The organism is Caulobacter sp. FV2ps19 (genome assembly GCF_058681035.1).
Genome location: NZ_CM178729.1, coordinates 324,416 through 336,178 on the forward strand (window position 1 = coordinate 324,416; position 11,763 = coordinate 336,178).

At 67.6% G+C, this 11,763-nt stretch carries 13 protein-coding genes; 5 read left to right on the forward strand and 8 right to left on the reverse strand.

Annotated elements, in window-relative coordinates:
* Position 1 precedes the first annotated feature (1 nt).
* The gene (gene dapD, locus ACW18B_RS01445; protein ID WP_492049076.1) at positions 2–862 is read left to right on the forward strand and encodes a 2,3,4,5-tetrahydropyridine-2,6-dicarboxylate N-succinyltransferase; all 861 of its coding nucleotides are present in this window, start codon (positions 2–4) and stop codon (positions 860–862) included.
* A 56-nt stretch (positions 863–918) separates the two neighbouring features.
* On the opposite strand, the gene ACW18B_RS01450 is transcribed toward dapD, so the two are convergent.
* Together ACW18B_RS01450 and ACW18B_RS01455 are read right to left on the reverse strand one after the other, a co-directional pair.
* The gene (locus ACW18B_RS01450; protein ID WP_492051836.1) at positions 919–1,203 is read right to left on the reverse strand and encodes a GIY-YIG nuclease family protein; all 285 of its coding nucleotides are present in this window, start codon (positions 1,201–1,203) and stop codon (positions 919–921) included.
* 208 nt (positions 1,204–1,411) lie between these two features.
* Positions 1,412–1,891 carry a cupin domain-containing protein gene (locus ACW18B_RS01455; protein ID WP_492049077.1) on the reverse strand — a complete coding sequence of 160 codons (480 nt, stop codon included), beginning with the start codon at positions 1,889–1,891 and terminating at the stop codon, positions 1,412–1,414.
* Between the two features lie 64 nt (positions 1,892–1,955).
* Between ACW18B_RS01455 and dapE the strand changes: the two genes are divergently transcribed.
* Positions 1,956–3,119, forward strand: coding sequence for a succinyl-diaminopimelate desuccinylase (dapE, locus tag ACW18B_RS01460; RefSeq protein WP_492049078.1), 1,164 nt, complete (start codon positions 1,956–1,958; stop codon positions 3,117–3,119).
* A gap of 20 nt (positions 3,120–3,139) precedes the next feature.
* The gene (locus ACW18B_RS01465; RefSeq protein WP_492051838.1) at positions 3,140–4,060 is read left to right on the forward strand and encodes a glutaminase; all 921 of its coding nucleotides are present in this window, start codon (positions 3,140–3,142) and stop codon (positions 4,058–4,060) included.
* Between the two features lie 117 nt (positions 4,061–4,177).
* Here ACW18B_RS01465 and truA read toward each other — a convergent pair whose 3' ends face one another.
* On the reverse strand, positions 4,178–4,921 hold the full coding sequence (gene truA, locus ACW18B_RS01470) for a tRNA pseudouridine(38-40) synthase TruA (protein WP_492049079.1): 744 nt from the start codon (positions 4,919–4,921) through the stop codon (positions 4,178–4,180).
* Positions 4,921–5,859, reverse strand: a complete 939-nt coding sequence (gene fmt / locus ACW18B_RS01475) for a methionyl-tRNA formyltransferase (RefSeq protein ID WP_492049080.1) — start codon at positions 5,857–5,859, stop codon at positions 4,921–4,923. The genes truA and fmt overlap by 1 nt, the downstream gene beginning before the upstream one ends.
* Before the next feature lie 112 nt (positions 5,860–5,971).
* Here fmt and ACW18B_RS01480 point away from each other — a divergent pair, with 112 nt between their 5' ends.
* Complete coding sequence (locus tag ACW18B_RS01480; protein ID WP_492049081.1) at positions 5,972–6,328, forward strand: cell surface protein; 357 nt, start codon at positions 5,972–5,974, stop codon at positions 6,326–6,328.
* A 226-nt stretch (positions 6,329–6,554) separates the two neighbouring features.
* Here ACW18B_RS01480 and def read toward each other — a convergent pair whose 3' ends face one another.
* The 4 genes from def to ACW18B_RS01500 all read right to left on the reverse strand — a co-directional run bounded on the left by def (position 6,555) and on the right by ACW18B_RS01500 (position 10,767).
* The gene (gene def, locus ACW18B_RS01485) at positions 6,555–7,076 is read right to left on the reverse strand and encodes a peptide deformylase (protein ID WP_492049082.1); all 522 of its coding nucleotides are present in this window, start codon (positions 7,074–7,076) and stop codon (positions 6,555–6,557) included.
* Between the two features lie 8 nt (positions 7,077–7,084).
* Complete coding sequence (locus ACW18B_RS01490; protein WP_492049083.1) at positions 7,085–8,395, reverse strand: DNA recombination protein RmuC; 1,311 nt, start codon at positions 8,393–8,395, stop codon at positions 7,085–7,087.
* Between the two features lie 160 nt (positions 8,396–8,555).
* Positions 8,556–9,917: a glutamate--cysteine ligase gene (locus tag ACW18B_RS01495; protein ID WP_492049084.1), complete on the reverse strand. Its 1,362-nt coding sequence runs from the start codon at positions 9,915–9,917 to the stop codon at positions 8,556–8,558.
* A 127-nt stretch (positions 9,918–10,044) separates the two neighbouring features.
* Positions 10,045–10,767 (reverse strand): 16S rRNA (uracil(1498)-N(3))-methyltransferase, encoded by a 723-nt coding sequence (locus tag ACW18B_RS01500; protein WP_492049085.1) that lies wholly within the window; start codon positions 10,765–10,767, stop codon positions 10,045–10,047.
* A gap of 46 nt (positions 10,768–10,813) precedes the next feature.
* Between ACW18B_RS01500 and ppk2 the strand changes: the two genes are divergently transcribed.
* Positions 10,814–11,575, forward strand: a complete 762-nt coding sequence (gene ppk2, locus ACW18B_RS01505) for a polyphosphate kinase 2 (protein WP_492049086.1) — start codon at positions 10,814–10,816, stop codon at positions 11,573–11,575.
* Positions 11,576–11,763: the final 188 nt, after the last annotated feature.

The following is an 11,763-nucleotide window of genomic DNA, read 5'->3' on the forward strand; positions in this document are numbered from 1 at the left end:
CATGACCACCATCAGCCCCCCCGCCATTTCTTTGGCTGACCTGCAAACCGAGATCGAAGCCGCCTGGGAGGCCCGCGACGCGGTCTCGACCGCCACCACCGGCCCGGTCCGCACAGCGGTGGACGAGGCCCTGCTGCTGCTCGACGGCGGCAAGGCCCGGGTTTCGGAAAAAGTGGGCGGCGAGTGGGTCACCCATCAGTGGCTGAAGAAGGCCGTGCTGCTGTCCTTCCGCCTCAACCCCAACACCGTGATGCGGGCCGGAACCCTGGGCGGCGCCGTGGGTCCGTGGTGGGACAAGGTGGCCAACAAGTTCGACGGCTGGGACGCGCCCAATTTCGAAGCCGCCGGCTTCCGCGCCGTGCCCGGCGCCATCGTCCGTCGCGGGGCCTATGTCGGCAAGAACGTCATCCTGATGCCGTCGTTCGTCAATATCGGCGGCTATGTCGATGAAGGCACCATGGTCGACACCTGGGTCACGGTGGGCTCCTGCGCCCAGATCGGCAAGAACGTCCACCTGTCAGGCGGCGTCGGCATCGGCGGCGTGCTGGAGCCCCTGCAGGCCAACCCGACCATCATCGAGGACCACTGCTTCATCGGCGCCCGGTCCGAAGTCGTCGAGGGCGTGATCGTCGGCGAGGGCAGCGTGCTGTCGATGGGCGTGTTCCTCAGCGCCTCGACCAAGATCGTCGACCGCAAGACCGGCCAGGTCCACATCGGCAAGGTGCCGCCCTACAGCGTCGTCGTCCCCGGCAGCCTGCCCGATCCCAAGGGCGGCCCCAGCCTCTACTGCGCCGTGATCGTCAAGACAGTGGACGCCCAGACGCGGTCAAAGACCAGCATCAACGATCTGCTGCGGGACTAGCAAGAACTCCGATTATCCCCGCTTTCGCGGGGATAGTCGGAGTTAGGGTGAGGCAGTCAGCAGTTCAGGGTTTCGGACAGATCCGCCCAGGTCGGATTGCCGGCCTCGATCAGCTGGATCTTCCAGGCCCGGTTCCATTTTTTGATCTGCCGTTCACGGATGACGGCGCCCTCGCGGGTTTCGCCCAGCTCGTACCAGACCAGCCGATCGACACCGTACTTGGCCGTGAAGCCTTTGCGGGTCTTCTGCTGGTGCTCCCAGATCCGGCGCGCGAGGTCGTCGGTATGGCCGCAATAGAGCGTGCCGTAGGGTCGGCTGGCGAGTAGATAGACGCAGAACATCCTGTGCATGAGGGGCTCCGATATCGCCTGTGAGCGATGGGAACATATCATGAACTTATGTCCAACAACAACACCGACTATCCCCGCGAAAGCGGGGACCCAAGCTGACTCACAGGTTGGGTCGCAGCCGATCGAGAGAGCACGGCAGTCTCAGCTTGGGTCCCCGCTTTCGCGGGGATAGTCGGTGAGGTGGGGCGGATTGAAACCCCTACCGCTTCCGCCCGCCCTCCGCCTCGTACGGCGTGCCATCCCGATGCCGGTAGCCTTCCTCGCCCTCGCGCAGGATCAGGTCGATATCGGGATAGTCACAGCCGTCGGTCTGCGGCGCGCGCGTGCCGATCTCCAGCAGCACCGCCACCGTGTCGGAACGGTTCTGGATGTGGTGGCCGTTGGCGACGCCGGCCTTGAAGCCCGCGCAATCGCCGGCCCGCAGGATCGTCTCGCCCTCCTCCTCGACCAGCACCACCTCGCCCTCGACCACCCAGGTGAACTCGTCCTCGGCGGTGTGCCAGTGGCGCTGGCTGGTCCACTGGCCGGGCGGCAGGCGCATCAGATTGACGCCGAACTGGGTGAGCCCCGCCGCGTCGCCCAGCTTCCAGCGCTGGCGCCCCTGGCACGGCGCGTCGTAGGGCGGCGGATAGGCCGTGCCGAAACGGGTGGGCGCGGCGGCGATGTCGATCTTGGGCATGGGGATCCGTGGAAGAGACTTGCGTGGTTTGCGTCACGCCGGAGGGAAGCCTAAAGGCAGGATCATGACCAGCCCCGCGCCCGCATCTGTCAGCATCGATCCCGTCGACCTGGCCCAGGCCCTGATCCGCCGCCCCTCGGTGACGCCAGCCGACGCCGGCGCGATGGACCTGGTGCAGCGGCAGCTGGAAGGTCTGGGCTTTACCTGCCGCCGCATGACCTTCGGCGAGATCGAAAACCTCTACGCCCGGCGCGGGACCGCCCGCCCCAACCTGTGCTTCGCCGGCCATACCGACGTGGTGCCGGTCGGCGACGACGCCGCCTGGACCGCCGGACCGTTCGAAGCCGAGATCCAGGACGGCGTGCTCTATGGCCGCGGCGCGGTCGACATGAAGAGCGCCATCGCCGCCTTCATCGCCGCCGTCTCGCGGATGCCGCAAACGGCCGGTTCGATCAGCTTCCTGATCACCGGCGACGAAGAGGGCGTGGCCGAGGACGGCACCGTCAAGGTGGTCGAGGCCCTGGCCGCTGAAGGCGAGATCATCGATCACTGCATCGTCGGCGAGCCCACCAGCGCCAGCGTCCTGGGCGACATGGTCAAGATCGGCCGGCGCGGCAGCATCAACGCCTGGATCACGGTCGAGGGCCAGCAGGGCCACGTGGCCTATCCGCACCGGGCCGCCAATCCGATCCCGATGCTGGTCTCGATCCTGTCGCGCCTGCAAAGCCGGGTGCTGGACGAGGGCTACGAGGGCTTCCAGCCCTCGAACCTGGAAGTCACCACCATCGATGTGGGCAACACCGCCACCAATGTGATCCCGGCCACCGCCCGGGCCCGGGTCAATATCCGCTTCAACCCGGCTCACCAGGGCAAGGACCTGCAGGCCTGGATCGAGGGCGAATGCGCCGCGGCGGCCGAAAGCTTCCAGACCCGCGCCGTGGCGATGTGCAAGATCAGCGGCGAGGCCTTCCTGACCCAGCCGGGCCCCTTCACCGACGTGATCGCCGCCGCCGCCCAGGAGGCCACCGGCCGGGTTCCCGAGCTCTCGACCACCGGCGGCACCAGCGACGCGCGCTTCATCCGCAGCCTGTGTCCGGTGGTCGAGTTCGGCCTGGTCGGCTCGACCATGCACCAGGTCGACGAGCGGGTTCCTGTGCAGGAGATCCGCGACCTGGCCAGGGCCTATGAGGCCCTGATCCGCCGCTATTTCGAAACCTTCAGAGCCTAGGGGTTTCGCGCATGGCGGCCATGGACGATTTCTCGATCGACCAGGTGCTGGCCGAGGTCGCCGTTCTGGTGAAACCCCACTTCGGCAAGGGCCGGCCGGCGGATTACATTCCCGAGTTGGCCAACGTGCCGGGCTCAAAATTCGGCATGGCCGTGTGCACGGTCACCGGCGGCGAGCACGTGATCGGCGACGCCGACGAGGGCTTTTCGGTCCAGAGCATCACCAAGGTCCTGGCCCTGGGCCTGGCCCTGAACCGCTTTGGCGACGAGGTCTGGACCCGGGTCGGCAAGGAGCCGTCGGGCACGCCGTTCAACCATCTCTCGCAGCTGGAATCCGAAGGCGGCGTGCCCCGCAACCCGTTCATCAACGCCGGGGCCCTGGCGATCACCGACCTGCTGCTGGACACCATCAAGGACCCCGCCGGCCTGGTGCGCGGCTTCGCGGGGTTCCTGGCCGATGAGCAGGTCGAAATCGACGAGGCGGTCGCCGCGTCGGAGCTGGCCACCGCCCACCAGAACCGCGCCATCGCCAATCTGATGCGCGGCAAGGAGACCCTCACCCACGCCCCGGAGGCCGTGGTCGCCGCCTATTGCCGCCAGTGCGCCCTGACCATGAGCTGCCGGCAGCTGGCCCGCGCCCTGCTGCCCCTGGCGGCAGGCGGCTTCTCGCCGGTGATCCAGGAGACCATCTTCCCCGACCGTCTGACCCGTCGCCTGAACGCCCTGCTGCTGACCTGCGGCATCTATGACAGCGTCGGCAGCTTCGCCTACCGCGTCGGCCTGCCGGCCAAGAGCGGCGTCGGCGGGGGCATCGTGGCGGTCGTGCCGGGCAAGGCGGTGATCTGCGTGTGGTCGCCCGAGCTGGACCGCTTCGGCACCTCGGTGGTCGGCACGGCGGCCCTGGAAGCGTTCGCCCAGCTGACCAGCTGCTCGGTGCTGTAGGCCGCGGCTGACTTGCCCCCTCCGCGCCTCCGGCGCTCCTCCCCCGTAGGGGGAAGATGAATTCATCCGCCCCCTACGGGGGCGGACGGTCGCGAAGCGACCCGGTGGGGGCAAGTGTCAGTCCCCGTACCCCACGCCGACCAGATAGAGCCCATCGGCCGGGGCCACTGGCCCGCAGGCCGTGCGGTCCTTGGCCTCCAGCGCCTCGCGCACGTCATCCACGCTCCAGCGCCCGATCCCGACCTCGACCAGGGTGCCGGTCATCGAGCGCACCTGGCGATGCAGGAAGCTGCGGGCTTCGAAGTCCAGCAGCACCTCTTCGCCCACCCGCCGCACGCGGGCGACATCCAGGGTCTTGAGCGGCGACTTGGCCTGGCAGTGCATGTCGCGGAAGGTGGTGAAGTCGTGCAGGCCCACCAGCACCTGGGCGGCGGCGTTCATCGCCTCGGCGTCGAGCGGCTTCTTGACGTGCCAGACCTTGCCCTGGTCCAGGGCCGGCGGGCCGCGGCGGTTGAGGATGCGATAGAGATAGCGCCGCTCATTGGCCGAGAACCGGGCGTGCCAGTCGCCGTCGGCGATCTCGCAATCCAGGATGCTGACGGCCTCGCGCACCAGATGGGCGTTGAGGGCGTTCATCACCGTCTGGGCCGGCCAGTCGCGCTCCAGATCCACATGCACGACCTGTCCGGTGGCGTGGACGCCGGTGTCGGTGCGCCCGGCCGCCGCGATGCGCAGCTCCTGACCGCAAAAGGCCTTCACCGCCGCCTCGATCGCGCCCTGCACTGAGGGCAGGGTCGCCTGGGCCTGAAAGCCGCAATAGGGCCGGCCGTCATATTCGACCAGGAGGCGGTAGCGGGGCATCAGGCCAGGACTGTCCCGGTCTTGAGGGGGAAGCCCCGAATGAAGTCACCGGCGTCCTGCACGCCCTTGCCCTCGCGCTGGGCCTTCAGCAGGCGGATCGCGCGCCCCTCACCATTTGGGCCGCAGGCGATCAGCAGCGCATCGTCCAGCACCGTCCCGGGCGCGCCGGTTTCGTCCTCGACGCGCGACAGCAAGGCCTTGACCCGCACCGGGCCCTTGTCGGACGGGGCTTCGAACCAGGCCCCGGGGAACGGCGACAGGCCGCGGATATGGCAGTCGATCTCGGCGGCGGTGCGGCTCCAGTCGATACGGGCCTCGGCCGACTTGATCTTCTTGGCGTAGGTCACGCCGTCTTCGCTCTGCGGCGTCTCGCGGGCCCCGCCGCGCTCGATGGCGCCCAGGGCCACCGGCAGCATGCGGGCCCCGACCTGCGCCAGCTTGTCGTGCAGGGAGCCGGCGGTCTCCAGCCGGTCGATGCGCACCTGTTCGGACATCAGGATCGGCCCCTCGTCCAGGCCCTCGCTCATCCGCATCACCTGGACGCCGGTGACCGCGTCTCCGGCCATGATCGCCCGCTGGATCGGGGCGGCGCCGCGCCAGCGCGGCAGCAGCGAGGCGTGCAGGTTGAAGCAGCCTTCGCGGGGGGCTTCGAGCACGGCCTTCACCAGGATCTGGCCGAAGGCGACCACGACGGCCGCGTCCAGATCCAGGGCCTGGAAAGCCTCGATCTCTTCGGGCGTCTTCATCGACACCGGCGTGCGGACCGGCAGGCCCAGCCCCTCGGCGAAAGCGTGGACCGGCGAGGGCTTCAGATCCTGGCCGCGACCGCGCGGGGCGGGCGGCTGGGAATAGACACAGGCGATCTCGTGGCCGGCGGCGACCAGTTCGGCCAGACAGGCGACGGCGAAATCAGGGGTTCCGAGAAAGGCGATGCGCATCAGCGCGGTTTAGCGGGCCAAGCGCGCCAAGGGAAGGCGAGCGGAAAACGGACTCGGAACCTTGGCCTTGGGCGACCGTTGTTTGGCCGACATATCGTCTAGGAGCATCACCATGCGTTCCACCCTGATTTTCGCCGTCTGCGCCGCCGCCCTCTCGCTGGCGGCCTGTTCGGATCAACACGCCACCGAGATCAAGGAGGGCGCCAAGGCCGCCGCCTCGGAGGTCAAGGACGCCGCCCACAACATCGCCACCGATCCCGACGTTCGCCAGGCCGGCACGGCGATCAAGGAGAGCACCAAGGAAGCGGGGACCGAGCTGAAGGACGCCGCCGGCGAGGCGGGCGACAAGATGCAGGCCGCTGGCGAGAAGGCGGGCGACGCGGCCAAGGAGGCGGGCTCGGACATCAAGGCCGGCGCCAAGAAGGCCGGCAAGGAGACCAAGGAAGAGATTCACGACGCGACGCGGTAGAGCGCCCGCTCACCCTTGGCAATAATATTGCCCTCCTCGCCCTTGTGGCGAGGACCCATGGCTCAAGCGTGGCTGTGAGAGATCGCCAACGCGCCGCCGTGGCCGCAACGCACCGATGATCTCAATGCGCAACCGGCCCCTTGGGTCCCAGGCACGAGGCCTGGGAAGGCAGGATTTCGATAGATTAAGCGCGTGTCCCAGCCTTCGCGGCTATGAGCGGATGGTGTCAGGCCGCCCGCCGCGCCTTCTTGACCTTCAGGATGGCGCGGTCGCGGCGCAGGCGCGACAGATGGTCGATGAAGAGGACGCCTTCCAGGTGGTCCATCTCGTGCTGGATGCAGACGGCGTAGAGGCCCTCGGCCTCCTCGACCACGGTCTCGCCCTGATAGTTCTGATAGCGCAGCGTCACCTTCGAGGGGCGCTCGACCTCGTCATAATAGTCGGGGACCGACAGGCAGCCCTCTTCGTAGCCTTGCAGCTCTTCCGAGCTCGACAGGATCTCGGGATTGACGAAATATTGCGGCGTGGGCTCCTCGCCGTCGCGGGCCAGGTCCATGACGATGACGCGGATCGGCTCGCCCACCTGCACGGCGGCCAGACCGATGCCGGGGGCGTCGTACATGGTCTCCAGCATGTCATCCATCAGATGGCGCAGGTCGTCGGTCACCGCCTCGACGGGGGTGGAGATCTTCTTCAACACGGCCAGATCGGCGGCGTTATCGACGGTGAGGATGCGACGGATAGACATGATAGGTGTCAGGTAAGGTTCTCATTCCCGAGCGTCAAGGTGGGGGATTGTTCCATCCCGGCTTGGGGGGCCAGCTTGGTCAGCGACCGAACGCCCGATTCCACCGGGACCAGCTCGGCGATTTCCTTGCCTTCGTGGTCGACCGACAGATCTTCAAAGCGGCGCGCCTGGGTCAGGACCTGGCTCTCCAGCGAGCCGACGAACTGGTTGTACTTGCCCACGGCGCTTTCCAGCGCCTTGCCGACGGCGCCGGCATGGGCCCCCATCACCGCCACCCGCTTGTAGAGCTCGCGTCCCACCGCGACGATGGCGGCGGCGTTCTTGGCCTGATCCTCGACCCGCCAGCCGTAGGCGACGGCCTTGCACAGGGCGAACAGGGTGGTGGGGGTGACCAGCAGCACCCGCTTGTCCATCGCCTCGGTCATCAGGTCGGGCAGGCGCTCCAGGGCGGCGGCCAGGAAACTGTCGCCAGGCACGAACATCGCCACGAAATCGGGCGACCCCTCCGACGCGAACTGGTCCCAGTATGATTTCGCCGACAGGCTGGTCATGTGGGCCCGCACGCTCTGGGCGTGACGCAGCAGGGCGGCTTCGCGCGGCAGCTCCTCGGTCATTTCCTGGGCTTCCAGGAAGGCGTTCAGCGAGCACTTGGCGTCGATGACGAACACCGCCCCGCCGGGCATGCGCACCTTGACGTCGGGCCGGCGGCGACCCTCGTCGGTGTCGACGCTGAACTGCTCCTCGAAATCGAAGCGCTTGTTGAGGCCGGCGGCCTCAAGGACGTTGCGCAGGGTCTGCTCGCCCCAGCGCCCCTGAACGCCAGCCCCGCGCCGCAGGGCGGCCGACAGCTTGCGGGCCTCGAACTGGGTGGCGGTGGAGGCCTCCATCAGGGCGGCGATCTGGGCCTTCAGCCCGCCGGTTTCCTCGGCGCGGGCCTTTTCGACGGCGGTGACCTGGGCCTCGAACTTGGCCAGGGTCTCGGCCACGGGCTTGAGCTGGGCCTCCAGCCGCTGCTGCGAGAGCAGTTCGCGGCTCTTGAAGTTTTCTTCGGTGCGCTTGATCAGCGCCTCGGCCACGGTGTTGGCGGTCATGTTGGCCTGCTGGGCGGCCTGGGCGCGGATCAGCTCGCCCTGGGTCGCGGCCTGGTCTTCCAGCAGGCGCGCCCGCTCGTCGGCCTGGGCGAGACGCTCGTTGAGCTGCCAGGCCTTGGCGTCGGCGGCGGTGGCGCGCTTGCCGGCGGCCAGGGCCCACAGGACGGCGGCGACGGCGATGGCCGCGAACACGGCGGCGAGGATCAGGAACGGATCTGCAAAGTTCATGGTCCGTTCTTAGCCGGAGTCGGGGATGTGGGGAAGCGACTTGCCCCCTACGGATCGCTCCGCGATCGTCTTCCCCCGGAGGGGGAAGATGAAAAGCGCGGACTCATCTTCCCCCTCCGGGGGAGGAGCGCGTCAGCGCGGAGGGGGCAAGTGCGGCCGCTCAGTAGGCGCAGTCGGTGAACACCCGGCTGACATCGCCCTTCCAGTCGCCGTGATAGAGCTCCAGCAGCCGGTCGGCGCGCGTGCGGCCGGTGGCGGCGATCTCTTCCAGTTCGCCCAGATAGATGGTCTCGTCCAGGAAGCCGCCATTGATGTGGGCGCGGCCCTTCAGGCCCGCCTTGGCGATGGCCACGAAGTCCTTGGCCACGTCCTGGACGTAGCGACCGCCGACAATGGCCTTGAGGCCTTCCTTGGGCACGTCGCGGCGCAGCTTGGCGCGGTCTTCGGGGGTCCAGTCCTTGCAGAGGTCCCAGGCGGCGGCCAGGGCGGCGTCATCGTAGAAGACGCCGGTCCACAGGGCCGGCAGGGCGCACAGGCTGCTCCACGGGCCGGCGTCGGCGCCGCGCATTTCCAGATAGGTCTTCAGCCGCACTTCGGGAAACAGGGTGGTGGTGTGGTCGGCCCAGTCCTTGAGCGAGGCGTACTCGCCCGGCAGTTCAGGGATCTTGCCGTCGATGAAATCGCGGAAACTGCGGCCGGCCAGGTCGATATAACGATCGCCGCGCTTGGCGAAATACATCGGCACGTCCAGGGCGTAGCGGGCGTAGCGCTCGAAATCGAAACCGTCCTCGAACACGAAGTCCAGCAGGCCGGTGCGGTCGGCGTCGGTGTCGGTCCAGACATTGGCGCGGCTGGAGAGGAAGCCGTTGGGCTTGCCTTCCGTAAACGGAGAATTGGCGAACAGCGCCGTGGCGATCGGCTGCAGGGCCAGGCTCATGCGGAACTTGGCGACCATGTCGGCTTCGCTGGAGAAGTCGAGATTGGCCTGCACCGTGCAGGTGCGCAGCATCATGTCCAGGCCCAGACCGCCGACCTTGGGCATGTAGTTGCGCATGATGACATAGCGCCCCTTGGGCATCACCGGCACCTGCTCGCGCGTCCAGATCGGCGAGAAGCCCAGGCCCATGAAGCCCAGGCCCAGTTCGTCGGCGACGGTCTTGACCTCGTCCAGATGCTGGCCGGTCTCGGCGCAGATGTCGTGCATGGTCAGCAGCGGCGCGCCGCTGAGTTCGAACTGGCCGCCGGGCTCCAGGCTGACATTGGCGCCGTTGCGCTCCAGCCCGATGATCGTCGGGCCTTCCATCACCGGCTTCCAGCCAAAGCGCTGCAGGCCGACCAGAAGGGCATGGACGCCGTTGTCGCCCTCATAGGGCACGGGCGCGTGGCTGTTCAGATAGAAGCCGAACTTCTCGTGCTCGGCGCCGACGCGGAACTGATCCCTGGGCTTGGACCCCGAGGCGAAATAGGCGGTCAGGTCGTCGAGCGTCAGCGGACGCTCCTGCAGGCTAGCGGTGTCGGCCATGAGCCGTCTCTCCCCAAGGTCACAAACGCATTGAGTAGGGAGAGGCCCAATTCCCCCCGACCGGCCGCGAGCTGTCGTCAGCGCAATTGGGCGTTTTCTTTGCGAACCTCAAGAGGGTCCCCACGCTTTAGGTTTCCCGCCAGTCGCCCGCCGCCGCCTGCCACAGGGTCAAGGCGGCGATGGCGGCGGTGTCGGCGCGCAGGATGCGCGGTCCCAACGACACCGGAATGACAAAGGGCAAGGACCGCAAACGCTCGCGTTCTTCGGGGGCGAAGCCGCCCTCGGGGCCGATCAGGATCGCGGCCGGGCCGTGGCTGCCGGCCAGGGCCTCGATCGCCGGCCGGGCATCGCCGGCCTCATCGCAAAATACCAGTTTTCGGGCCGGGTCCCAGCCATCGAGGATGTCGCCGAGCTTTTCGGGATCCTCCACCGACGGCACGTCCATCCGGCCGGTCTGCTCGGCGGCCTCCATGGCGATGGCGTCCAGGCGACCCAGCTTGACGAAATCGACGTTCGTTCGTCGGGTCACTGCTAGCCGCACCCGGCGCACGCCAAGCTCGGCGGCCTTTTCGACGATGGTCTCGACCCGGCCGCGCTTGACCAGGGCGATGACCAGATCAAGGTCGGGGCCCAGGGCCATCGGTCGGGCCAGGTCATCGACCTTCAGCAGCGACCCGCGCTTGCCGGTCTCGGTCAGGGTGGCGGTCCACTCGCCGTCGCGGCCGTTGAACAGCAGCACCTGGGCGCCGATGGCCTGACGCATCACCGCGGTCAGATAGCGCGATTGCTCGAGGGTGAGGACGACGCCGTAGCCGGCGGCCAGGTCCTGGGGAACGAAAAGACGGATCATGGCGCTCTTCTAGCGCAACTGTGCTTTCCAAGGGTAGGCTGGCCGCATGAGCAAGTCAGACGATTACGACACCGAGCTGGTCCAGTTGCAGCTGGCCCTGATCGCCATGCAGAAAAAGGCCCTCAAGGAGGGCTGGAAGATCCTGACCGTGTTCGAGGGCCGCGACGCCGCCGGCAAGGACGGGACGATCGCCCGGATCACCGAACATCTGAGTCGTCGCGAGACTATCGTGGTGGCCCTGCCCAAGCCCTCGGACCGCGAACGCAGCGAGTGGTATTTCCAGCGCTATGTGGAATGGCTGCCGGCCTGTGGCGAGGCGGTGCTGTTCAACCGCTCCTGGTACAACCGGGCCGGGGTGGAAAAGGTGATGGGCTTCTCCAGTCCCGACGAGCAGGAGCAGTTTCTCAACGACGTGCCGGCCTTCGAGAAGATGCTGGTCGACAGCGGCGTGCGCTACGCCAAGTTCTGGCTCGACATCAGCCGCGAAACCCAGGCCGAGCGTCTTGACGCCCGGACCAGCAATCCGCTGAAGGCCTTCAAGATCAGTCCGCTCGACAAGGTGGCCCAGGACAAATGGGACGAGTACAGCCTGGCCCGCGACGAGATGCTGACCCGCACCCACACCGACGCCGCGCCGTGGATCTGCGTGCGCGCCGACCACAAGAAGGCGGCCCGCCTCAATGTCATCCGCTGGCTGCTGCACGCGGCCGGCGACAAGAAGCTGCTGAAGGGCATCGCCAAGCCCGATCCCGAGGTGATCTTCCCGTTCGACGTCGGCGCCCTGACCGACGGCCGGCTGGCGCGGTAGGTCCTAGAATCCCTCTCTCATAGAGAGAGGGAGGGGCCCGCCGCCGCAGGCGGTGGGAGGGTGAGAGGTTTCACCGTGTCCGGGAAACCCGATTTATGTTGAGCTGCAGAAAGGAGTGGGTGGCCGTCCCCCGCCGAGTTCAATTATTGGAGGCGTCTTCCGGAGCCGCAGCATTGTTCGCGGCGCGA